The organism is Actinokineospora auranticolor (assembly GCF_002934265.1).
In the GTDB taxonomy this organism is placed as follows: Bacteria; Actinomycetota; Actinomycetes; order Mycobacteriales; family Pseudonocardiaceae; genus Actinokineospora; species Actinokineospora auranticolor.
Genome location: NZ_PTIX01000008.1, coordinates 51,706 through 76,201, shown reverse-complemented (window position 1 = coordinate 76,201; position 24,496 = coordinate 51,706). Strand labels below are relative to the sequence as shown.

Below are 24,496 nucleotides of genomic sequence, written 5' to 3'. Positions count from 1 at the left end.
GCGGGGGCCGTCCGCGCGGCGGTGAATGTCGGTCCGCCGGGTCACCCTGGGTCTGGTTTCGCGAAAACCCCAGGAGGAGAGCCGATGTCGGGGTCCGCCACGCGCCGGGCGTTCGCCGTGCTGCTGGTCGCCGCGCTCGCGGTGCTGCACGTGGCCACGAGCGCCGTCCTGCCCGCCGCCGCGGCGCCCGCCGCGCTGCCGCGGTGCGGCGATTCCGGCACACCGTCGGTGGTCGCGGTGCAGGACACGCACTTCCACATCGACTCCGGCTCGGCGCAGCTGTTCTCCGGCTACGCGGGCTACCGGGTGGTCTCGGGCTCGTCGGCGCGCACGGGCCTGTGGCTGGGGTTGAGCGGGTTCACCGGCGGCGTGCTGGGATTGGCCGCCGCGCAACCCGCGTCGGTCTCCCTGCCGGACTTCGCGGGCGGCACCGCCGCGACCCGGTTCTTCCTGCTCACCGCCACCGGTGTGACGACGACCCCGCAGACCCACACGGTGACGGTCCACGACGGACCACCCGGTGCCGGGACGGCGCTGTGCGCGCGGACCTTCACCTACGCGGACGTGGTCGACACGATCAAGGCGCTGGCCAACAAGGTCGACGGCGTCACCGCCTCGACCGCGGGCACGGCCAAGCTGGGCGACGTGGTCACCGTGACGGTCACCGGCCACACCGGCACGCTCGGCGCGGGCCCCGGCAACGACCCGGGCGTGCTGTCGTACACGCCGAACGCGGTGGGCGGCTTCCCGGCGTCGGCGTGGCGGTTGGAGCGCACCGAACTGCGCGTGTCCCCCGACGGCGTCGCGCCGCAGGTCACCTACGTGGACGGCCTGTACCTCTCGGGGGCCAGCGGTCCGGACCGGCCCTACACCGCCCGCTACACCTTCCGCGCGATCGGCCCGGCCGCGTCCCCCGCGGTGATCAAGCCGATCCAGTACATCGCCAGCGGCACGCAGGTGAAGCACACCGACCCGGGCGGGATCGCGGGCGGCTCGCTGCCGGTGGTGTCGTCGACCTCGCCGCTGACGCTGGCGAAGGCGCTCACCTCCCCCGGCACCGGGATCCTGGCGGCCGGTGGCGGGACGGCGACCTACGCGCTGCGGCTGACCAACTCCGGCGACACCGCCCGCACGGTCGACTACCTCACCGACACCATCCCCGAGGACGCCACCTTCCAGGCGGGCAGCCTCACCCTCGACGGCCGCGCGGCGGCCGACCCGGAGATCTCGGGTCGGACGCTGACGGTGCCGGGCCCGCTGACCGTGCCTGCGGCGGGTTCGCTGCGGCTGGCGTACTCGCTGGCGCACGGCCCGACGGCCGGGCCGCGGACCAACTCGGCCACGGCCCGGGCCGGGGAGTCCGTTGTGGACACCACGGCGGACGTGTCGGACTCCGCGCCCGCCACCGCGACGGTCACGGTGGCCAGCTCGGCCGCGCTCAACCTGGTCGACGACATCGTGATCACGGCCGCGGGGACACCGGCCACCGTCGACGCGCTGGCCAACGACTCCGCGCCGTCCGGCCTGCCGCTGACGATCACCGCCGTCGGCACCCCGGGCAGCGGCTCCGCGGTCCTGAACCCCAACGGCACGATCACCTACACCCCCGCGTCCGGCGTGTCCGGCAAGTACAACTTCACCTACACCGCCTCTGACGGCACCACCAGCGGATCGGCGACCGTGCGCGTGTCGGTGCTGCCCGCGGCCGTGCAGGACACCTACAGCACCGGCAAGAACGCCACGCTCTCGGCGTCGACGGTGCTGACCAACGACGCCTGCACCAGCTGCACCGTCAGCACGACCCTGGTCAGCGGGCCCACGCTCAACGGCTCCCCCAGCGGCACGGTCACCATGGCCACCAACGGCACGTTCACCTACGTCCCGGCCTCCAACGCCACCGGAGCGGTCACCTTCACCTACCGGGCCACCGACAGCGCCAGCCACACCACCACCGCGCAGGTCACCATCTACGTCGCCGACCTCGCCCCGGACTTCGCCACCACCCCGTCCAACACGGCGGTCGTCGTCCCGGTCAAGGCCAACGACCCCGGCTGCACCGGCGGCTGCAAACCACAGGCCGGGACGGGCGCGGCGCGAGGCACGGTCACCTATTCCAGCGGCGGCACGGTCATCGTCACCTACACCCCCACGACCGGGCTGTGGGGACTGGACGGGTTCACCTACGGCATCACCGGCAGCAGCGGCAGCTCCACCACCCCGGTCACCGTGCTCGTCGGACCCCCGGCGAACCCGCTGCGCACCACCTACGGCCTGCCCGCCACCGTCGCCCTGCCCACGGGCGGGTCGTGCACGGGGTGCGCGTACTCGCTGGCCTCGGCGCCCGCCCACGGATCGGCGTCGATCGACGCGTCGACGGGGGCGGCCACGTTCACCCCGGCCGCCGGGTACGCGGGCACCGACACGTTCACCTACACCGTGTACGACCCGGTGAGCGGCCTGCGGGTCACCGGCACGGTCAACGCCACCGTCGGCCCGGCCGCCGTGGACGACGACGCGACCACCCTGCTCGGCTCGAACGCGTCCGGCACCGTCGCCACCAACGACGCCTGCCCGAGCACGTGCACCCGCACCAAGCTCACCGATCCGACCTCGGGCACGGCGACCCTGGCCGCCGACGGGTCGTTCACCTACACCCCCGGCACCTCGATCGGTGTCTTCTCCTTCACCTACCGCATCACCAGCTCGGTGTCCGGGTCGGCCAGCGCCGACGCGACCGTGCGGATCACCGTGCGCGGCGCCGTCGACGACACGGCCTCCACCACGCCGGGCGCGCCGGTGGACATCGCGGTGCGCACCAACGACCCGTGCACCGGCTGCGCGCTCGCCTCCGTCGGCACACCCGGCTCCGGGACGGCGGCGATCAACGGCCAGGGCATCCGGTACACCCCGGCGGCGGGGTTCTCCGGGCGCGTCACGTTCCCGTACACCCTCACCCAGGGCGGCGCGTCGACCACGGCCCAGGTGACCGTCACCGTGTCGCCGCAGGCCCAGCCGGACCAGGCCACGACCGTCGCGGGCACGGCGGTGTCGGTGTTGCCGCTGGTCAACGACCTCTGCGCGAACTGCGCGATCACCGCGCTGGGCACGCCGACGGCGGGCAGCGTCAACCGGCAGGGCGGCGTGGTCACCTACACCCCGGCCGCGACGGGCACGGCGACGTTCACCTACGAAGCCACCGACGGCTCGGGCAACACCGCCACCGGCACGGTGACCGTCGAGGTGCTGGCCGCGCCCTCGCTGACCGCCGACACGGCGACCACCCCGGGCCGCACCCCGATCGCGGTGGCGGTGCTGGCCAACGACTCCTGCTCCGGGTGCGCGGTGTCCATCGAGGCCGACCCGGCGCACGGCGCCGCCGTGGTCGACGTGCTCGACCGGGTCTCCTACCGGCCCGACCCGGGGTTCAGCGGCGTCGACACCGTCCGCTACACCGCCACCGACCCGACCACCGGCGCCTACGCCACGACGACGCTCACCGTCACGGTGTCCCCGGTGGCCCGCGACGACGACGCGACCACCGGGGTCGGCGCCCCGATCGTCGTGGACGTGCTCGCCGACGACGACTGCGCCGCGTGCTCCCTGAGCGTCGGCGCGACCACCGGCAACGCGGTGTTCACGGTGACCAGCGGGCGGATCAGGGTCGAGCCCGGCGTCGGGTGGTCCGGCACCGCCACGGCCGTCTACACCGCGACCGACCCGGCCACGTCGCAGACCGCCACGGCCACGCTGACCGTCGTGGTCAGCGACGCCCGACCCGACTACCTGACGGTCGCGGCGGGCGCGTCGGTGACGAACCTGACCGTGCTGGCCAACGACGCGTGCGGCGGCTGCGCGGTCACCTCGGCCACGGCCGCCACCTACGGCACCTCCAGCGCGCACGGCGTCTACGTGGACTGGGTCCCGCCCGCGAACTTCGCGGGCCTGGCCACGTTCGACTACACGGCGGGCAACGGCAGCCAGTCGGTCACCGCGCAGGTGCGGATCCTGGTCACCCCCGTGCCGTACGCCCTCGCGGTCGCCGTGGACAACCCCGCGACGTTCCGGCCACCTGCCACCAGCACCTGCGCGGGCTGCGACCTCACCCCCCGTTCCGCGCCCGAGCACGGCGACCTGGACTTCGACGGCATCGACTTCACCTACACACCGAACTCCGGCTACACCGGCACCGACGGGTTCACCTACCGGCTCACCGACCCGGTATCCGGACTGACCGTAGAGTCCACTGTGGACATCACGGTGTCGGCGCCGGTGCCCGCGCCCGCGCTGGCGGTCACGGTGACCACACCGGACACCGGATCGGAACCGCGCGCGGGCGACGTGGTCACGTGGACGTGGACGGTCACCAACACCGGCAACATCGCCCTCACCGGCCTCACCGGGGGCGACGCCTGCCAGGCCACGACCCTGGCCGTGGGGGCGAGCACGCAGTGCACCACCACGCGCACGCTCACCCAGTCCGACGTCGACGCCGGGCAGGTCGGGTCGCGGCTGGACGCGACGGCGTCCAGCACGGCGGGCCCGGCGACGGGATCGGCGCAGGACACGGCGCTGCTGGCGCGGGTCCCGGTGGTCCAGGTGACCGCGACCGCCGCGATCACCACCGGGAGCCCGACGGCGCCCGCCGTGGGCGACGTGATCACGGTGACCTACGTGCTCGACAACACCGGGAACACCACCCTGTCCCAGTTGGGGGTGACGGGGTCACTGCCCACGATGACCTGCGACCGGACCACGGCCGTCCCGGGGCAGCAGGCGACCTGCACGGGCACGCACACGATCACCCAACCCGACCTGGACTCGGGTTCGTGGGGCAGTTCCGGCACCGCGACCGCGACTTCACCCGGCACCGCGCAGCCACTGACCGCCGCGCGCACCACCTCGACCCCGCTGCCCACCACCCCACCCACCACCACAACCGACAGCACGACAACCGAAACCACGACAGCGGACACGACCACCGAGACGACCACATCGGACACCACGACCGAAACCACGACTACGACCACAACGACGACCGACACGACGACATCGGTGACCACTACCACCGACACCACCACGACGACCTCCGAGACCACCGCGGAACCGACCAGCACCACGACCACCGAGTCGACGACGACCACCGAACCGACGACAACGACGGAAACCACAACGACAACAACCGAACCGACCACCACCACGACCGAACCCACGACTACAACAACGGAACCGACCACGACCGAGTCGACGACCACCACGACCGAACCCACCACTACGACAACCGAACCGACCACCACAACCACTGAACCGACCACGACGACAACCGAGACGACCACCACGACGACCGGACCGACCACGGAGACGTCCACGACGACGCCGACCACGTCGGAGTCCACCACCGAGCCCACGTCGACAACGACAACAACGACCACTCAACCGCCGACTCCGACGGCGACGACCAACCCGACCCCCACGACCACGGCCCCGTCGGTCACCCTCACCTCGCCGCCCACCACCACGGCGGCGCCGACACCGACACCGACGTCGTCGGTGACCGGCACGGTCTGGTTCGACCGCAACCTCGACGGGGTGTTCCAGTCGACGGAGTGGCCGCTGCCGGGGGTGAGGGTGACGTTGACCTCGGCACCCGTCCGCGCCGCCACGCGGCTCCCGGGTGACGGGTTCGGTTCGCGGATGGCGCCGCGCAGCGCGCTCGCGGCGGCCGCGGCGGTGGCGCCGGTGGTGTCGACCACGACGACGGGCGCGGACGGCACGTACCAGTTCGACAACCTGACCCCGGGCGGGTACGTGGTGTCGGCGTCGGTCGCGGTCCCCGGGTTCTCCTACACCTCCGACAGCGACGGGTTGGCCGACTGGTCGGTCCAGGTGAACGCGTCGGCGTCGGCGCCGGTCGTGGCCGGGTTCGCGGGTATCGGGAAGGGCGCGGTCGGCGGCACGGTGTTCGAGCGCGGCACCCAGGTCCCGATCGACGCCGCCGAGGTCACCTGCCGGTGGGCGGGCCTCGACGACGTCCTCGGCACCGCCGACGACGTGCTGATGTCCGCCCGCGCCGACGCGGGCGGCGCGTTCGCCCTGGCCCAGCTGCCCTACGGCATCTACTCGTGCCGGGGCACCGACCCGGTCACCGGGTCCACCTCGGACGCGGCGGAGGTGTCGGTCATGTCCGCCACGCCGGTCGAGGCGCGGCTCCCGGTGACCGTCGCGCCCGCCGCCACGCCGCCCACCCTGCCCGCGCCCGCCCCGGCCGCCCTGCCCGACACCGGTGCCGCGCCGGGACCGCTCCCGGCGGTGGGTCTGGCCCTGGTGGCTCTCGGCGCGTTCCTCCGCCGCAGGTTCCGCCACCGGTCCGGGACGTGAGCGGCGGGCGGGCCGCGACCGCCGCTCGACCGGCCGGTGACCGGGCCGTGACGGTGGCGGTGAGTTGGGCCGCTACCAGCGGTTTTCCTTTGCCAAACGCCGTTGGCGTACGGCACACTCCCCCTGCCGTGCGGTAGGCGGCTCTGGGGAGAGGTTGATGTCCGTTCCGGTGCGCTCGTTCACCGCGACCTGCGCCACCGCGGTCGCGTTGCCGATGCTGGTCGTGTTCCCGTTGGTGGCGGTCGCGGCCATCGTGGCCATGGTGGGTCTGGTCGGGTGGTTCCTGGTGGACGGCCACCTGATGGCCGCCGTCGGCGCGGGCCTGGTGTTCCTGCCCGCCGCGTGGGCCATGGCCGCGGCGCTGGCCGAGGTCGCCCGGCACCCGACCGAGCACCTGGTCGGCCTGCCGGTGACCGCGCGCATGCAGCCCCGGCTGTGGGCGTTCGTGGCGCGGGTCGCCGACGAGGTCGGCACGCCGCCGCCGGACGAGATCCGGCTCATCCCCGAGGCCAACGCCGGGTCCACCGAGCTCACCCGGCTGCTGGGGCTGTCCGTGCGCCGCCGCGTCCTGTACCTGGGCGCGCCGCTGCTGGCCGGGCTCACCGAGAAGCAGTTGGCGGCGGTCGTCGCCCAGACCCTGGGCTACTACCGGGCGCGCGGCGGGAAGCTGTCCGGGTTGGCCATCTCCGGGCGGGCCGCGCTGTCCCGCGCCCACGAGCACATGGCGGCGGAGCGGGCCACCCAGCGGCTGGTCAAACGCCTCTTCGGGGTCTACAGCCGCGCCTACGACCGGCTGACCGCGCCGGTGGGCAGGCGCCAGCAGCTGGTCGCGGACGCGATCTCGGCGCGCATCGCCGGGTCGGCCGCGGCGGAGAGCGCGCTGCTGGAGGTGCACGTCGTCGCCGGGATGTGGGACCTGTTCCTGTCCCGGCACGTCACGGTGGCGTGGCGGGCCGGGTACCTGCCGGACTCGGTGTTCGACGGGTTCGCCGCCATGCGCGCCGCGCCGGAGCTGTACGGGGTGCTGGAGGAGATCCGCCAGCGGGTCGGCGCCGACACCGACACGGACCCCGACGACATCTCCCTGTCCCGGGCACTGCGCATCGCCGCGATCCGGGCCATCGACGCCCCCGCGCCGGACAGCCACGACGCGCCCGCCGTGGAGTTGCTGCTGTCGGGCCCCGCCACCCTCGACCGGGCGCTGCTGCTGGTCATGGACCCCGCGGCGGACGCCAAGAAACGCGTCGACTGGCCGACGCTGCGCCACATCGGGCTGCGCGACCGGTACCGCCGCGACGCGCTGCGGCTGCTCAAGGTCGCGGGCCGCGTCATGGACCGGCCGCCGTCGCTGGGCACCGTCCTCGACGCCATCGACGCCGACCGGCTCGACGCCCTGGCCCCCGCCGACGGCGGCCCGGACGCGGGTCCGAGGGCGCGCCGCGAGTACGCCCGCGAGGTCGTCGGCCGCGAGCTGTACGGGCTCGTGCTGCTCGCCTTCGCCGACTCCGGTCAGGCCAGGTGGGGCGTCGACTGGTCGGGCCGCGAGCACATGACCACCGGCAGGCTCGACCTGGCGCACATGCACGGCATCGTGCAGGCCGCGGTCGCCGCGGACGGCGGCACCGGCAGCCTGCGGGAGAACCTGACCGCCGCGGGCATCACCACCGGGTTCCGGCCCACCAAGAAACTCCCCTGACCCCGAGACCCGAGACCCCGAGGCCCGGCCGTGCTGTTGACGCCGAAGAACATCGCCTTGACGCTGCGGCTGCGCAAGGCGTCGCGCCGCGCCGGCGTGCCCGTGCGCGAACTGCCGGAGCCCGACCTGCTGGCCGCCACCGACCCGCGCACCGACCCGACGAAGTGGGGACTGCCCGCCGACGACCGGGTCGTCACCCGCGGCCCCGACGAGGACCCCGAGCTCACCGCCGCCGTCACCGCGCTGCGCGAGGGCAACTGGGAGCCCGCCGCCACCCGCCTGGCCGCGACCTGGAGCGACTGGGACACCCGGGGCCGCGTCACGACCGCGCTGGGCGAGGCCGCCGCCAACGACGACACCTGGCTCGAGGCGTGGCGCGCCGCCCGCCCCGACGACCCCGGGCACGCCGTCGTGCACGCCCGCGCCCTGGTCTCGCTGGCCTGGCAGGTCCGCGGCGCAGGCTGGGGGTCGGACATCGCACCGGAACAGGCCACCGCCTTCCGGCGCCTGCTCGGCGACGCCGAACCGGCCGCCTACGCCGCGGCGATGGCCGCCCCCGAGGACCCCACGCCGTGGGCGACGCTGCTGACGATCGCCGTGGGCCGCTCCTGGGACCACGACGAGTTCGAGGAGGCCTGGCAGCAGCTCGTCGACCGCGACCCGGCCAACGTCCTGGGACACCAGTCGGCGCTGCGGTACTGGAGCGCCAGGTGGCACGGCTCCGACGACCTGATGACCGCCTTCGCCGAACGCGCCGCCACGGTCGCCCCGCCCTTGGCCGTACTCCCCCTGATGGCCGCGTTCGAACTGGACCACGTCCCCGACGCCTGGCACACCCGGGCGATCACCGACGCGCTCGACGTCCTCCTGCCCCGGTTGGCGACCGCCACCGAGAGCCACACCACCCGCGCCGAACGCGGCTGGGCCATCGCCGCCCTCCGCGAGCGCGGCCGCCACCCCGAGGCCCTGGACCAGTTCCGCGCCCTCGACATCCACGCCGACGCCGCCCCCTGGCCCAAGTACGACCGCCCCCTGCTCGCCTTCCTCCAACACCGCCGCGACGCCTGCCGCAAGGCGGGAAGACGCCACCGCTGACCCAGCGGGGAGGCCGTCGGCAGCCCTCCACAGCCGACTACTCCGACACACCGCGACCAACCCCGGTCAGCGGAGCCCGACCGTGCCACACACCGTTCGGTCCGCAGCACAACCACCGACTCCGAAACCGCCATTGCGACGACCACGGTCGACAGCCCACTTCCAGGCCCGCGCAACACCCCTCGGCGCGTCGCCGACCGTTCCACCCCGCAGTGCTTGACATGCCCCACCCACGCAACAGCGTCCGGCACCCCGCTAGCCAGCACGCTCAGCGTGGCTCGAAATGCCCCACCCACGCCACCGCCGCCGCTCGATCCGCCACCCGGTCCTCCCGCCGGACCGCCACCGTCTCCAGGAACCGCAGCGGTGACGGCGGCACCGCCCACGCCGAGGACAGGTACGGCAGCGCCTGCTCCGGCTGCGCGCGTCCCGCCAACCCGCACGACGTCACCGCCAACACCTCACCATCGCGCACCGCGACCGGCCGCACCTGCTGTGCCCCGCCCTGCGGCATCGGGTCGGTGGACCTCGCCGGGAACACCGGTTCCGGCCCCGACGGTCGCACGACCCACCCCGTCGTCGCCCCGATCCGGCCCACGACCGCCGCGACCTCGCCGCCCGGACGCACCCCCGTCGGCACCAGCGCCACCGCCAGCGACACCCGGAACCCCGCCGCGCCCGACGCCCGTTTCGCCACGTCCCGGTCCACCTCCCCCAGCAGCTCCCCCACGAACCGGACCGGGCCCGACGGCTCGTCGCGGGCCAGGCGGTGCTGGAACCACCGGCGCACCGACAGCGTCGCCCACCGGGCCGCCTCGGCCGCGGTCTCGCCGTCGCCCACCCCGTCGGCCACCGCCAGCAGGCACAAGTGATGTGCACGCGGCTGATCGGCGCCGACAACGCCAGGTCCGCCGTCGTCAACTCGGCGAACCTGCGGTACACCCGCGCGAACAGCTCACCGGCGCGCAACGCCGTCCGCGGCACCCGCTCGTCCAAGCCGATCAGGTACCGCTTGGCACCCCGCAGCCGCCACTGCCGACCCGGCCGCTCGTCGGCGAAGTCCACCTGGTCACCGTCGACCACCAGGTCGCTGCTGCGCGTCCGCGACGGCGACAGGTGGTACTGCCGCAACGGCGGGCTCGCGAACACCTCCCGCCACGCCTCCACCCGCAGCACCGGGTCGCCCAGCGTCTCCGCCTCGATCGCCACCGCCGGATCCCCCTCCGGCGGCACGGCCACCCGCAGCAGCGCCCACGCCCGCGCCACACCGCGCTCCGGCAGCGCACGCACCTCCATGTGCCGCATCTGCCGGAAGTCGTAGATACCGCCCACGGCGGCACTCGTCCCGAAATCGAACGTCACCGACGCCCCGGCCTGCGTGGTCGCGGGCTCGCGCCCCGGGCCCGTCATCTCCGCCTCCCGCTCGACACCCGCCGACCCACCACCCCGCACCGGCCCCGCGTCCCGCACGTGCCGCGCCGACAACCGGAACGCCGACCGCACCACCGGCCCCGCCACCGGGGTCCCCCGCTGCCGCCGCCGGTAGAACACCGCCACCGTCGGGTCCGCGGGTTCCCACGACCACGGCCGCAACGCCACCTCCACGACCGCGCCCGCCGAACTCGACCCGGCCAGCCCGGGCACCGGCGGCGACAAGTCGGTCGACGACACCACCTCGACACCGTCGAGGACCTCCACCGCGTCGATGTCCCCGTCGACCACCAACGACGCCAACACCAACCGCGGCGCGCCGTCCGCGCCGGGACGCACCAGCACACCGTCGCCCGCGGGGCGACCGTTCGACCCGGCGACCACTAGCGACCGCCCCGCGACCGCTCACGCCGCAACTCGTCGAGCTTGCGCTCCACCATCCGCAACGTCCCGACCCCCGACGACGCGGGGGTCGCCTTCGCCACCAGTTCGGCCAGCGCCACGTCCGCCTCCGCCCACGCCGCGGTGATCGACGGCGCCATCCGGTGCACCAGCAACCCCTCCAGCAGCGTCGCCAACTCCAGCCGGGTCCGCGCCACCCACCGCAGCGTCAACGCGTCACCGCTGTCCCCGCCGAAGCGGCCGTCGGTCATCATCGACAGCAACCGCGCCCCCAACTCGCCGAACCGCGCCGCCTCGGCCCGCGCGCGGTCCTCGTCGAACGCGGGCGGCGACAACGACAGCCCGTAGTCCGCGCCCCACTCGTCGAGCAGGTCCTCCAGCGCCTCGTGCGACACGTCGATCGCCGCCGCCGCCACCTCGGCCAGGCCGACCTTCTCGAACGCCGACCTGGTCCGCGGCACCGAACCCGACCAGCGGCCGGTCAGGAACAGCGGCCGCAACCGGTCCCACTCGCCCATCCCGTAGACCGCGTCCTCCGCCGCGCGCCGCGCCAACCGCCGCATCCGGTCGATCGGCGTCTGGTCGCCGCGCAACCGCACCAGCCGCGCGTGGACCGCCCAGTCCTCCGTCCGCGTCGCGGACCGGTTGTCGCGCAACACACCCACCAGCCGCGCCGCGCGGTCCATCAACCGGGTCAACTCGGCCTCGTCGACCCGGCCGCCCGACCGCGCCGCCAAGCGCTCCACCAGCTCGCGCAACCGCCGCGTCCCGCCGTCGAACAGCGCCTCGGACACCGCCTCCCGCAACGCGCCCCGCGTCGGCCCGGTCGGCGTCCACGGGGCACGGGTCCACTGGTCGCGGGCGCGTTCGGCCGACACCCACGCCTCCGCGTTCGGGCTGAACCGGGCCCACTGCTCCGCCGACGCGCACGCCCACGGCCCGCACACCGCCGCCACCTCGGCCTGCCTGCCGCTGACCTGCCAGTCCCGCACGGTCGTCGCCACCGCCGACTCCAGGTTGTGCAGCACCGCCGGGTCGCCGGGCGAACCGAGGCTGTCCAACCGGGTCGCCACCAGCACGCACGCCGACATCGCGTGCGCGGGCGGGGCCTCGAAGTCGTTGCCCGCGGCCAACCCCACGACGTTGAGCGCGATGTGCGCCACCGCCGAGCGCTGCTCGTTGATCAGGTTCTCCAACGCGCGGCCCTTGCCCGTGCCGGGCAGGTCCACCACCGTCACCGCGCGCCTGCCCGCCCACGACAGGTCCCACTCGGCTCGCGGCACCGCCAACTCGACGACCACCCGCTCGACCAGCGCCGTGCCGAACCCGTCGATGCGCAGCACACCGCCCCGGCGGGCGAACTCCTCGGCGGAGTACGTGGCGCCGTAGTCGAACGCACTCGTAGCCGCGACCAACTGCGCCACCAACGCGTCGTTGTCCCCACCCGTCCCGGCCAACTCCGCCAACGACAGGTCCGTCTCGGGCGGCAACCCGAGCAGCGCGACCGCGCGCCTGCGGGCCGTGCTCTCAGTCATCGTGCAGATCCACTGGCGGGGCGGCACCGGGTCGTCGACCTGCGCCAACCGCACCTCGGTGGGGGCCGGGGTGATCGCGCCCTCATCGATCGCCAGCAAGCCGGGGCGACCGAGCAGCAGCTCCACGGTCGTCGACTTCAGCGACGACACCGCGCCGGACACCGCGATCCGCACCTCACCGCAGCTGACCCGGTGGATCTGTTCCAGCACCGAGCACAACTCCGCCACGGTGTCGGCGGCGGCACCGGTCCTGGTCTTGAGCAACTGCTCGATCTCGACGTCGAACCGCCCGCGTCTGCGCCGCCCACCAACCGCGCCGCCGTGGGCGACCGTCTCCTCGGCCGTGGTGTCCGTCATCGCGTCCGACCTCCCGCCGCGCGCCTGCCCGGGAGCCCCGACCACCGGCGCACCCAGCCCATCGCGTGGAGATCGACACCCGTTTCGACCTGCGAACGGACAGAAAAAGGACAGTCCGAGAGCCGATAACCGTTTGGCCCCAGCACAACAACACCACCACGATGGCGACCGGTCACACACCAACCGGAAAGGTCCCGATCCCGTTGCGCGCCCTGCTCACCACCGACCGACTGACCCTGCGCCGCTTCACGCGGGCCGATGTGGACAACCTCGTGTCCCTCGACGCCGACCCACAGGTCATGCGCTACCTCACCGGCGGCGTCCCCACCCCGCGCGAGGTCGTGGAATCCACAGTCCTACCGGCGATCCTCGCCGAATACGAACGCGGCCCGGTGGGCAAGTGGGCGGCCACCGCGGACTCCGTCTTCGTCGGCTGGTTCGCCCTGGACCCCCGAACGCCGGGCGACGCGCGGGAGGTGGAGCTGGGCTACCGCCTGCGTACGTCGGCGTGGGGCTCGGGACTGGCCACGGAGGGCTCGCTGGCGTTGGTGGACATGGCGTTCCGCGAGCTGGGCAGCCACCGGGTGTGGGCGGAGACGATGTCGGTCAACCATCGGTCTCGCCGCGTCATGGAGAAGGCTGGTTTGCGCTACGTCCGGACTTTTCACCTCGACTGGGACAACCCGATCCCGGGCACGGAGGAGGGTGAGGTCGAATACGAACTCCTCCGCGCCGAGTGGATCAGGAACTCGGGGAACCAGTCCCCGCAACACTCTTGAGGCTGAATCACTACTCCCGCACCCCGAGCAAGAGGGCATCTCTTCCTGACTGAAGACCTCCCTCGCCCTGCCGCCCCGCTCACTCACGCCCTAGTCCTTCGGCGCCTCAACGGTCCCAACTACGGACATCCGCTCGGCGGGCCGCAGGGACAGAGCAGAAAACCGCCCGATCCGACCACCATCACCAGTCCCTCCAGCGGCATCGTTCCCTTGTCCACGCTCCCCGCCCACAGCCGTTACCTTTCCTCACCGCGCCCCGCCTCTCCGCCTCACACCTCCTTGGCGTCTGTCTTGCACTTCGGGGTGATCATTGTGGGGCGTGAATAGGCCTCGCAAGAGTTCACACCCCGATTCACGCCGCCCCTGCGCCGATAGACTGGAGCAGGCCCCCCAAAAAAGAGGAGGGCGGGGGCTGCACTTGGGGCGGGCGGGGGTTCTGGAAGTCATTCAGGTCGGGCGACTACTCCAGCCGGAACCAGTGCTCAGCGAACCGCCAGTACTTCGTTGTCCCACGGTCGAGGACCACGATGTCGAGATCCGCCAGCTGTTCCTTGAGCGCGTGGGTCTTGGGTCGCATCTTGTCCTTCTTGGACAGTGCGAACTCCCTGGCGCGGAAGAGTTCGTCGGCTCCCGCCGGCATCCCGGGGGTCCCGGGCACCCAGATCCGGAACTCCGCCTTGTGCGGGTCCTCCGGCAACCACTCGTACCCGTGCTCCGCGAACGCCCGGCCGACCGCGCCCGCCCGCTGATCACACGGCTCCCGGTACAGCTCCTCGGTCCTCGACCCCAGCAGCACCAGGTCCCCCTCATCCAGAAACGCGGCCTTCACCTCCCCGCGCGGAAAAACCCTCGCCACCCTCCTCGACAACACCCCCACCTCATCATCGGCAACAGTCAGCGTCAGGCTTTCGTGCCGACCCCTCCGCGCCACCGACCCACCACCCGCCGCGCCCACGACGAACGCGGCGATGGTCCCCCACAGCTCCGGCAGCTTCGCGACGAAATCGACCATCGGCAGGAACGACGACCCCAGCGCGTCCAGGAACCCGTCCAACAACGCCTGCACCGCCAGGTACACGCCGCCCACCAGGGCCGATCCGCCCACCACGAACAGCACCGCGAGGACGGCCGTCGTCCTGGCCGGGTTCGCGACGACCGTGGGCTCCCGCACGGGCGGACCCTAGCCTGCAACTCCGCGCCGGGCCGGAAACCGCCGCCGGTCGTGGGCGTGGCGGCGGGGTTGATGGACGAGCCAGAACGGTGTACGGAGTAAGCGGCCCCCTGCGGGGTACCAGACACAGACACTCCCGGCCACCACCGACCCGTGGAGCAGGACATGTCCTTGACCGGAACGGCCGCGCCGCCGCGGCGGACCGAGTTCGTCACCACCGAGGCCGACCAGGCGCACCAGCACCTCGTCGCGGCCTACGACCAGGGGCTGCGGATGAGCGGACTGCTCGGCGCCCGCGCCCTGCGGCACGACCGCACCGACGCGGGCCTGTTCGCCGTGGACGACCTGGAGCTGCCGATGCGCCTCGGGTTCGACGCCGACACGTTCGGGTTGCTGATCATCGAGTGCCGCGCGGGCCGGGTCGAGCGGACCATGGCCGGGACGGAGGACCGCGTCGGGGCGGGGGACGTGCTGGTGCAGACCCAGCCGGAGATGCCGTTCGCCGCCCGCACCGAGGACGCGGCGCTGCGGTCGGTGATGTTCCACCCCGAGTTGTTCACCCAGGTGGCGGAGTCCGCCGGGAACCGGTTGCGGTTCACCGGGTTCCAGCCGGTGTCCGCGGTCGCGCAACGCCGCTGGAAGGACGCGGTGAGCTACATCGCCGACCTCGTGCTCCCACACCCCGAGTACCCGCTCCACCCGCTGGTGGTGGCCAACGCGGGGCGGCTGCTCGCCGCGACCGCGTTGGCCACCTTCCCGAACACCGCGCTGCTCGACCCGTCCCCCGGCGACCGCAACGACGCCGGTCCGGCGACGCTGCACCGGGCCATCGCCTTCATCGAGGACCACGCCGCCGACGACATCACCGTCGCCGACATCGCCGCGGCGGCGCGGGTGACGATCCGGGCCGTGCAGTTGGCGTTCCGCCGCCACCGCGGCACCACCCCGATGGCCTACTTGCGGCGCGTGCGGCTGGAATGCGCGCACCGGGACCTGCGCGACGCGGATCCGGGACGCGAGACGGTGTCGGCCGTAGCCGCGCGGTGGGGTTTCTTCAACGCGGGCCGGTTCACCGCGTACTACCGCGAGGCGTTCGCGGCGCTGCCGAGCCAGACGCTGCGCGGCTGAACCCGGGCGCCCGGTAGGCCATGTCCCACAACGTCTCCACCGGACCGCGGTCGTGGCGGGTCATCCACCAGCTCGCGCCCGCCACGACCGCCGCGGAGACCAGCAGCCAGCAGGCGACTGTCCACAAAGGTCCACCGGTGCGGCCGAGGCCCCAGTCGTAGCACAGCACCGACCCGAGGACGTTCTGCGCGATGTAACACGACAACGCGCAGCGCCCGACCGCGGTGACACCGCGCCGCAACGGGCCCGCGGCGGCGCGCATCCGGCGCACCAGCGCGGTGACGGCGCCGAGCAACCCGAACGCGACCACCGGCGCGCACGCGTAGCGCTCCACCAGCGCCCACTGCGGTCCGGCCCACGCGGTCAGCGCGCTCAGCGGCAGTCCGGCGCCGAGCCCCCACGCCGCCAAGCGCCGCCGCAGGACCGCGCCGCGCGGCGTGTCCGCCAACGCACCGGCCCGGTACAGCCGCGAACCGGCGAGGAACAGCACCACCCCGAGCGGCAGCACGAACACCGCCTCGGCGCGGTACACCAGGAACTTCTCCACCCGGGTCGCGACCTGCGCGGTCCAGTCGGACGTATCCGGGGGCGTGCCGCCGGACAGCGATCCGCCGTCTGCCAACAGCAGCGCGGTGATCCCGCCGACCACCACAAGGTGCAAGGTCGCGGCGGCGGCCATCCACCACCGCTGGACGCGGTCGCTCCGGCCGACCAGGTAGGCGACCTGCACGGAGATCACCGCGTAGAACATGAGCACGTCGAATTCGAACACCAGCAGGTAGTGCAGCGCCCCCTCGACCAGCAGCAGCGTCGCCCGCCACAGGTACCGGCCGGGCCAGCGGGCGCCGCGGCGCAGCGCCGAGGCGTGCTGGATGGCCAGACCGACCCCGAACAGGATCGACAGCAGCGCCAGGAACTTGCCGTTGCTCAGCACCCGCAGCGCGGTCTCCACCGGCCCGGCGGCGCCGAAGATCCCGCTGATCCCCGCCGGACTGCTGAAGATCCACACGTTGGTGCCGAAGGTCCCCAGGATCGCCACACCGCGCAGCACGTCCAGTGCGGTGAGCCGCTTCTCCCCCATGTCTCCCCCTTCTTCCGTCCCGGCCACGCTAGGCACGGGGCGCGGCGGGGTCGTCCGTCGTCGGGGGGAGGAGCCGATCATGCTTTCGACCGACCACCGGACCACCGGTGGTCGGTCGGTCCACCGCAACCGGTGTCCCGTGCGGACTTGGGCCTCACGCCCGGCCGGTGCGCGGCGATAGGGACCACTAGGGACACGTCGTCGCCGGAGGTCAAGGGGGGAACATGGAACCGGTCCAGGTCGTGTTGCACGCGATCGACGTCATCACGCGCGCGGGGCTCGACGCCGCCCTGCGACCGCGGCGGGAGGTGCGGCTGGTCGCCGACGGGGACCGCCCCGACGGCGACCGCACGGTGGACCTCGTCGTCGCGGAGACCTGGGACCCGCGCACCGAGACCCTGTTCCGCAGGCTGCACGCGCGCGGCAGGCACCGGGTGGTGCTGGTCGCCGGGGAGATCGACAACGCGCACCTGCTGGAGATCGTCGGCATCGGCGTGGCCGCGGTGGTCCGCCGCGCGGAGGCCACCCCGGACACCCTGGTCCGGTTGGTGAGGGCCACCGCCGCGGGCGACGGCGCGCTGCCGCCGGACCTGCTGGCCGGCCTGCTCGACCGGGTCGCCCGCCTCCAGCGGCAGGTGCTCAGCCCGCGCGGCTGGGACCTGGCCGGGGTGTCGGCCCGCGAGGCCCAGGTGCTGCGCATGATCGCCGACGGCCTGGAGACCCGCGAGATCGCCGAACAACTCTGCTACTCCCAGCGCACGGTGAAGGGCATCCTGCACGACGTCACCAGCCGCTTCCAACTGCGCAACCGAGCCCACGCGGTCGCCTTCGCCCTGCGCGAAGGGCTCATCTAGGCAGTTCAAGGCGGGGAGCGCCAAGAGGTCCGGCGTCTATTCGACCCACTAGCAGTCGTAGTGGACCGACCACACGGTGCCGCGCGTCTCAATCAGCAGCCGCTGCCCGCGCTCGGCTGAACATCACCGACGCAGCCGGGTCGCCACGGTGCGGCGTCCCCCAGGGCGATCAGGGCGCGTACTGGCGAAGGAATTCCAGGGACCGCTCGGCGTCCAGGACCGGGGGGCCGATGCGACGGGTGGGGGTCGTGCCGATGCGCAGGGCCGCGCGGACGGTGCGGGCGTCGGCGGTGGGGAACCGCGACCACAGCAGTGCGGCGGTGGCCGCGACGACGGCGGCGGCGACACCGTTGCCGGTGGCGGGTCCCCGTGGGCCGGGTACGTCCTCGCCGGGGGCGAGCAGGCCGCGCGGGTCGTCGTCCTCGTCCAGGTCGACGAACCAGCTCGGTCGACCGGACGGGGTGCACGACCGCACCGGCAGCACGTCCGGGTGTGCGGTCAGCGGGCTCGGCGGCCCGCTCGCGGCGACCACGAGCAGGTCGGCGGCGTCGTCGAGCGCCGCGCGCAGCCCGTCGACGGGACCGCCCCCGAGGGTGAGGCTGACCAGGACGACCCGGGCGGTGACCGCGCGCAGCGCACTCGCCAACTCCGCGGGCGGACGGCCCTGGCCGAGCGGGTGGGCACGCATCGGCGACAGCGGGCAGATCCGCAGGCCCGCGGCCCCGGCGACACCGCACAGGTACGGGGTGTCGGCGGGGGTGGCGATGACCTCGACCGGCTCCTCGCACTCCCCCGCGCCGCGCAGCACGCGGGTGAGGCGGACCAGGTCGAGCAGCGGGGAGCGGGAACCGCCCCGGAGAAGGTGACCGGACACCACCGCGTCCACACTCCCGGCGTTCACGATCGGGGCACCGGAGTGCGCCCCGACTCCGGAGCGTAGTGCGATGGCGGCGTCCTGGGCGCACGCCAAGTGAGTGAACGCCTACGGTCGGGTTATGCGCACCGAGTCACCGGAGAACGTGCGCACGGCGTCGAGGATCTCCTCAAGCCCGCGCCGGTAGAGGCGGGTGTCCAGCGGCAGCCCGGGCCCGGAGGCGACCGGCCAGGCGTCGCGGCGGTGCATGCCCGCCACCCCCGGCGTGCCCGGCGTGACGCTGGGCCGCACCCGGAACCGCAGCGTCGGCCCGTCGACCACCACCGCCCGCACGGCGTCCCACGGCAGCGACACCGGCCCTTGCCCGGTCGGCAACCGCACCCCGTCCAGGTCGATCATCAACGGGTTGACGCGCCGCTTCCGCCGACCGACGTACCCGCCCGCCTTCCCCAGCACCACCACCAAGGCCAAGCCGAGTACCGCGGCGGCGACACCGCGGTGCACCCACCCGGTGACCAGCGGCACCAGCGCGGCCACCCCCACCACAACGCCCGCGACCGCCCACCGGACCAGGGGACGCCGCCAAGCCTCACGATCCGCCTCGGCGATGAACAGTTCGCCGACTCCCGGCGCCATCCGGCTCCCCCTCCGCCCTTTCGACCACTCGACCCTAACGCGCCCCCACCGGTCCGGCGGGCGATCAATCCCACCCCATGAACCCGATCACCCACCGCGACCACGACGCCCGGACGACGGTCCCCGGAACCGGCCGCCGACCTCGACACCAAGACTGTGCGCGATCAGCGGCCACGCGGGGTAACTTCGATCACATGAGCGGTTTCCGCACCTCGTTCGAGGCGGGCGACCCGGTGCCCACCTGGGTCGACACCCCCGACATCGGCACCGACCCGGTCGGCGTCACGCTCCGCACCCGCCTCGGGTCCGGCCCGGTCTCCGCGCCCGCGGCCAAGGCCGACGTCGGTTTCACGGGCCTGCGGTCACTGCGCTACGAGGGCGAGGTCACCGCGCCGAACCGCGCGATCAACCGCCTGTTCTGGTCCGACCAACCGGTCGAGGCCGACACCGAACTGGCCTACGTCGTGTTCCCCGAACTCCTCGACCGCCGCTACCCGTCCACCTACGTCGCCGTCGACCTCGCCTTCGACGACGGCACCCGCCTCTCGGAGCTCGGCGCGGTCGACCAGCTCGGCTTCGGGTTCACCGCCCGCGAGCAAGGCGCGTCGCGCGCGTTGTTCCCCGACCAGTGGAACCACCGCGTGGTCCGGCTCGGCCCGGTCGCGCTGGGTCGGGTCATCGCCCGCGTCCTGCTCGCCGTCGACTGCCCCCACGCCCCCGCCGCGTTCGCGGGCTGGGTCGACGACCTCACCATCGGCCCCGCGCCCACCCGGACCGCCGCCCCCGTCGACCGGATCGTCACCACCCGCGGCACCCACTCCACCGGGTCCTTCTCCCGGGGCAACACCATCCCCGCGACGGCCGTGCCGCACGGGTTCAACTTCTGGGTCCCGGTCACCAACGCCGCGGTCACCAACTGGTCGTACGAGTACCACCGCGGCAACACCGACGCGAACCGCCCCGCGCTGCAGGCCATCGGCCTGAGCCACCTGCCCAGCCCGTGGATGGGCGACCGGCACACGTTCCACTTCATGCCGACCACCGGCACCGCCGTCGGCCGCCGGACACGAGCCCTCACCTTCGACCGTGCCGACGAACACGCGCACCCGTACCACTACGACGTCACCTTCGACAACGGCGTGCGCGCCGAGATCGCCCCCGCCGACCACGCCGCCGTCCTGCGCTTCCACTTCCCGCCCGGCCCGGCCAACCTCGTGCTCGACAACGTCGGCCTCGGCGGCGAGGTCCGCGTCGACGGCGACACCATCACCGGTCACACCGACGTGCGCAGCGGCCTGTCGGTCGGCGCGGGTCGCATGTGGGTGCACGCCGAGTCGGACCACCCGATCGCGCGCGCCGACCACCGCTGGCGCGGCTTGGCCCGCGCTCGCACCATGCTGCTGCGCTACGCCCCCGGCACCCGGACCGTCACCCTCCGCGTCGCGACGTCACTGATCGGCCCGGAACAGGCGCGCCGCAACCTCGCCGAAGCCGACACCTTCGACGCCGTCCGCGATCGCGCCCGCGACGCCTGGTCCGCGATCACCGACAAGATCGACGTCGAAGGCGCCACCGACGACCAGCTCACCACCCTCTACTCCTGCCTCTACCGGCTGTTCCTCTACCCGAACTCGGCCCACGAGGACACCGACACCGGCCGTCGCCACGCCAGCCCCACCAGCGACCCGCCCGCCGTCCTCGACGGATCCCTCTACGTCAACAACGGCTTCTGGGACACCTACCGCACCTGCTGGCCCGCCTACGCCCTGTTCGCCCCGCGCCGCTGCGGCGAACTCGTCGACGGGTTCCTCCAGCACTACCGCGACGGCGGCTGGGTGCCGCGCTGGTCCTCCCCCGGCTACGCCGACCTCATGACCGGCACCAGCTCGAACGTCGCCTTCGCCGACGCGCACGCCAAAGGCGTCACCGGCTTCGACGTACAAGACGCCTACAACGCCGCACTACGGGACGCCACCGTCGTCCCGCCGCACAACGGCGTCGGCCGCAAGGGCCTGGACCGCTCGATCTTCCTGCACCACACCCCCATGTCCACCCCCGACGGCCTGTCCTGGGCGCTGGAGGGCTGCGTCAACGACTTCGGCATCGCCGGGATGGCCGCCGCGCTCGGCGACGAGGACAACCACGCCTACTTCACCGACCGCGCCCGCCACTACGCCCACCACTTCGACCCAGCCGTCGGCTTCTTCCAAGGCCGCGACGGCGACCGCTTCCGCCGCGACCCGCACGCCTACGACCCCCGCGTGTGGGGCTACGACTACACCGAGACCAACGGCTGGACCGCCGCGTTCGCCGTCCCCCACGACCCGGCGGGCCTCGCCGCCCTGCACGGCGGGCCCGAGGTGCTCGCCGACAAGCTCGACACCTACTTCGGCACCCCTGAGACCGCCGAGTACCCCGGCTCCTACGGCCGCCCCATCCACGAGATGACCGAGGCGCGCGACGTGCGCATGGGCCAGTACGGGCACAGCAACCAACCCGCGCACCACATCGCGTACCTGCCCGGCCAACTCGGCCGCCCGTGGCGCACCCAGGAACTCGTCCGGGACGTCCTCGCCCGGCTCTACCAGGGCAGCGACATCGGCCAGGGCTACTGCGGCGACGAGGACAACGGCGAGATGTCGGCCTGGTACCTGTTCAGCGCGCTCGGCTTCTACCCGCTGCGCGTCGGCAGCGGTGTCTACGCCATCGGCTCACCGCTGTTCCCCCGCGCGGTGGTGCACCTCGACAACGGCCGCGACCTGCGGATCACCGCGCACGGCAACAACCACCGCAACGTCTACGTCCAGTCCCTCACCGTCGACGGCGCTCCCCACGACACACCGTGGATCAGCCACGACACCCTCACCTCCGGTGCCCACCTGGAGTTCACCATGGGCCCCGAACCGTCCACCTGGGGCGCCACCGCCACCCCCGAACCACTCGGCGACGGCCCACCACTGCGCGACATCACCACCGGCCTACCCGGCGCCCTGTTCGACGACGACGCGCACACCGAATCCACAGTGGACTCCCCCGTCACCGTCACCACCACCGACCCCACGCGCGTGCTGATCTACACCCTCACCTCGGCGTCCACCGGCCCCGACCCCACCGCGTGGACCCTCCGCGGCTCCCACGACGGCCACACCTGGCACGATCTCGACACCCGGACCGACCAGTCGTTCCCCTGGCGAAAACAAACCCGCCCGTTCAAGGTCGCTTTACCCGCGCGATACCGCCACTACGGTGTCATCTTCCGCGACACGACCCGCCTCGCCCAGATCCAACTCCTGGCCGACGGCGGCACCTGACCCTTAAGGGGGTGACGTGCTACGCCTGGAAGCGGTGAGCAAGCGCTACGGCAGCGGGCGCTGGATCCTGCGCGACATCGACCTCGAGATCGCCCCCGGCACCGTCGTCGCGGTGGTCGGCGGCAACGGCTCCGGCAAGTCCACGCTCCTGCGGCTCATGGTCGGCGTCTCCCGGCCCACCACCGGGCGCGTCGAGGGCCGTCCCGCCACCGTCGGGTACGTGCCCGAACGGTTCCCGCCCAACGAACGCCTGTCGGCCAGCACGTACCTGCACCACCTCGGCCGGATCCGCGGCCTGAGCGCGGCCGAGGCCGACCAGCGCGCCGGCACCCTCCTCGACCGCCTCACCCTGCAAGGCGGGAACGACGCGCCGCTGCGCACGCTGTCCAAGGGCAACACGCAGAAGGTCGCGCTCGCCCAGGCCATCCTGCGCCAGCCCGACCTGCTCGTCCTGGACGAGCCGTGGTCCGGCCTCGACGCCGACGCCCACGGGGTCCTCGCGGGCATCATCGCGGAGACGGCGGCCAAGGGCGGTGCCGTCGTGTTCACCGACCACCGCGAGTCCGTCACCCGCGCCAACGCCACCCACATCCACCGCATCGCCGACGGCCGCATCTCCGACCCGGTCACCACCGACCGGGAGGTCGTCGAGGTCGTCCTCACCACCGGTACCCACGACCCGGGTTGGTCCGGCCTCACCGGCGTGCTCAGCACCGCGACCCACGATGGTCAGCACATCATCCGGGTCGACCGCGAACACTCCGACGCCCTGCTGACCACCGCCCTGCGCCACGGGTGGTCGGTCGACAGCCTCACCCCGGAGCGCCGCAGATGATGACCGCGCTGATCCGCTACACCCTGGCCACCGTGATCCACTCGCAGCGGTACCTGGCCCCGGTCATGGTGTTCGTTGTGTGCGTGGCCACGGCGTCCGGCAGCAACCAGGGCCCGCTCCCCGGGGTCTACGCCGTCAACTCCGGAGCCCTCCTCGCCTGCGCGGCGTGGCTGAGCATCGCGGTGATCAGCGTCGAGGAACCCGCGCACCGCGCCATCGCGATCGTCACGGCCGGGAGCGCCGTACGAGTCCTCATCGCGACCTTGGTCACCGACTGCCTGGTCCTCGCCGCCATGGCGCTCGGCGGCCTCGCGCTCCCCCTGCTGATGGCACCCCACTCCATCACCGGCGCGGACGTCCTCGTCGGCGCCCTCGCCCACCTGATGTGCGGCACGACCGGCCTTGCCATCGGCCTGCTGTGCTCAAGGCTGGTGTTCCGGCGCCAGGGCTACGCCTTCCTCACCGCGTCGGCCTGCGTGGCCGCCGCGCTGCTGGTGTCGGGGATGCCGCCGAACACCCTGTTCAAACACCTCGCCAACACCGGCCACGGCGACACCGTCCTCGGCTCGACCACCGCACTGGCCACCACCGGCCCCGCCCTCCTCGCCGCCGCCGCGGTCGCCACCCACGTCATCTCCACCCGCAAGGACTGACTACGGGTAGATCAACCTCGTCAACGCCTCCTTGACGGTGTCCCGAGCCCACATGCACTCGCTCCCGACGACAAAGTCCTTACGCCAGTACTGCACACGCAAGACACGCCCTGGAACGAGTTCCACGGCAATGGCGCAACTGGAACCCAGCACCTCCTTCCGGGCCGGGAAGACTCCGATCCTCAGGTCGGAGACACGGGCTCCCTTCAGCGGAGGGACCTCGCCGAGCCCCGCACCCGGACCGGAACTGAGCATCACCCGCACTGCGTAATTGCCCTTCGTC

The 24,496-nt window shown here is 73.1% G+C and carries 16 protein-coding genes; 10 read left to right on the top strand and 6 right to left on the bottom strand.

The genetic code is table 11. The features are described from left to right. Positions 1-84: 84 nt before the first annotated feature. The 3 genes from CLV40_RS16590 (at position 85) to CLV40_RS38055 (ending at position 9,166) form a co-directional block, all read left to right on the top strand. Positions 85-6,375, top strand: coding sequence for an Ig-like domain-containing protein (locus CLV40_RS16590; RefSeq protein ID WP_104479833.1), 6,291 nt, complete (start codon positions 85-87; stop codon positions 6,373-6,375). Between the two features lie 157 nt (positions 6,376-6,532). Further along, complete coding sequence (locus CLV40_RS16585; RefSeq protein WP_104479832.1) at positions 6,533-8,071, top strand: M48 family metallopeptidase; 1,539 nt, start codon at positions 6,533-6,535, stop codon at positions 8,069-8,071. 30 nt (positions 8,072-8,101) lie between these two features. After that, on the top strand, positions 8,102-9,166 hold the full coding sequence (locus CLV40_RS38055; protein ID WP_181043548.1) for a DUF4034 domain-containing protein: 1,065 nt from the start codon (positions 8,102-8,104) through the stop codon (positions 9,164-9,166). 268 nt (positions 9,167-9,434) lie between these two features. Here CLV40_RS38055 and CLV40_RS16575 read toward each other — a convergent pair whose 3' ends face one another. Continuing rightward, positions 9,435-10,019 carry a hypothetical protein gene (locus tag CLV40_RS16575; RefSeq protein WP_181043547.1) on the bottom strand — a complete coding sequence of 195 codons (585 nt, stop codon included), beginning with the start codon at positions 10,017-10,019 and terminating at the stop codon, positions 9,435-9,437. Positions 10,020-10,037: 18 nt separating this feature from the next. On the opposite strand from CLV40_RS16575, the gene CLV40_RS16570 reads away from it, so the two are divergent. Continuing rightward, a complete protein-coding gene (locus CLV40_RS16570) occupies positions 10,038-10,487 on the top strand; it encodes a hypothetical protein (protein WP_146108064.1) in 450 nt (149 codons plus the stop codon). A 493-nt stretch (positions 10,488-10,980) separates the two neighbouring features. Here the strand turns inward: CLV40_RS16570 and CLV40_RS16560 are convergent, their stop codons facing one another. After that, complete coding sequence (locus CLV40_RS16560) at positions 10,981-12,891, bottom strand: P-loop NTPase family protein (protein WP_104479829.1); 1,911 nt, start codon at positions 12,889-12,891, stop codon at positions 10,981-10,983. Positions 12,892-13,052: 161 nt separating this feature from the next. On the opposite strand from CLV40_RS16560, the gene CLV40_RS16555 reads away from it, so the two are divergent. Further along, positions 13,053-13,670, top strand: coding sequence for a GNAT family N-acetyltransferase (locus tag CLV40_RS16555; RefSeq protein WP_104479828.1), 618 nt, complete (start codon positions 13,053-13,055; stop codon positions 13,668-13,670). Positions 13,671-14,130: 460 nt separating this feature from the next. Here the strand turns inward: CLV40_RS16555 and CLV40_RS16550 are convergent, their stop codons facing one another. Then, positions 14,131-14,841: a YqeB family protein gene (locus CLV40_RS16550; RefSeq protein ID WP_104479827.1), complete on the bottom strand. Its 711-nt coding sequence runs from the start codon at positions 14,839-14,841 to the stop codon at positions 14,131-14,133. Between the two features lie 165 nt (positions 14,842-15,006). Between CLV40_RS16550 and CLV40_RS16545 the strand changes: the two genes are divergently transcribed. Then, positions 15,007-15,969, top strand: coding sequence for a helix-turn-helix transcriptional regulator (locus tag CLV40_RS16545; RefSeq protein ID WP_104479826.1), 963 nt, complete (start codon positions 15,007-15,009; stop codon positions 15,967-15,969). Here CLV40_RS16545 and CLV40_RS16540 read toward each other — a convergent pair. Continuing rightward, a complete protein-coding gene (locus CLV40_RS16540) occupies positions 15,911-17,050 on the bottom strand; it encodes a DUF418 domain-containing protein (RefSeq protein WP_104479825.1) in 1,140 nt (379 codons plus the stop codon). The two genes, CLV40_RS16545 and CLV40_RS16540, sit on opposite strands and share 59 nt — an antisense overlap. A gap of 224 nt (positions 17,051-17,274) precedes the next feature. On the opposite strand from CLV40_RS16540, the gene CLV40_RS16535 reads away from it, so the two are divergent. Beyond that, a complete protein-coding gene (locus tag CLV40_RS16535; RefSeq protein ID WP_104479824.1) occupies positions 17,275-17,904 on the top strand; it encodes a helix-turn-helix transcriptional regulator in 630 nt (209 codons plus the stop codon). Positions 17,905-18,073: 169 nt separating this feature from the next. On the opposite strand, the gene CLV40_RS16530 is transcribed toward CLV40_RS16535, so the two are convergent. Then, positions 18,074-18,805, bottom strand: a complete 732-nt coding sequence (locus tag CLV40_RS16530) for a hypothetical protein (protein WP_146108063.1) — start codon at positions 18,803-18,805, stop codon at positions 18,074-18,076. An 81-nt stretch (positions 18,806-18,886) separates the two neighbouring features. Further along, positions 18,887-19,414, bottom strand: a complete 528-nt coding sequence (locus CLV40_RS16525; RefSeq protein WP_104479822.1) for a hypothetical protein — start codon at positions 19,412-19,414, stop codon at positions 18,887-18,889. A gap of 194 nt (positions 19,415-19,608) precedes the next feature. On the opposite strand from CLV40_RS16525, the gene CLV40_RS16520 reads away from it, so the two are divergent. From CLV40_RS16520 to CLV40_RS16510, 3 genes are read left to right on the top strand one after another with little or no spacing between them, the layout of a single operon-like run. After that, positions 19,609-22,725 carry a GH92 family glycosyl hydrolase gene (locus CLV40_RS16520; protein ID WP_181043546.1) on the top strand — a complete coding sequence of 1,039 codons (3,117 nt, stop codon included), beginning with the start codon at positions 19,609-19,611 and terminating at the stop codon, positions 22,723-22,725. Between the two features lie 16 nt (positions 22,726-22,741). Then, positions 22,742-23,560, top strand: a complete 819-nt coding sequence (locus CLV40_RS16515; RefSeq protein ID WP_219823999.1) for an ABC transporter ATP-binding protein — start codon at positions 22,742-22,744, stop codon at positions 23,558-23,560. Then, complete coding sequence (locus CLV40_RS16510) at positions 23,560-24,213, top strand: hypothetical protein (protein WP_104479820.1); 654 nt, start codon at positions 23,560-23,562, stop codon at positions 24,211-24,213. The genes CLV40_RS16515 and CLV40_RS16510 overlap by 1 nt, the downstream gene beginning before the upstream one ends. The last annotated feature ends 283 nt before the right edge of the window (positions 24,214-24,496 follow it).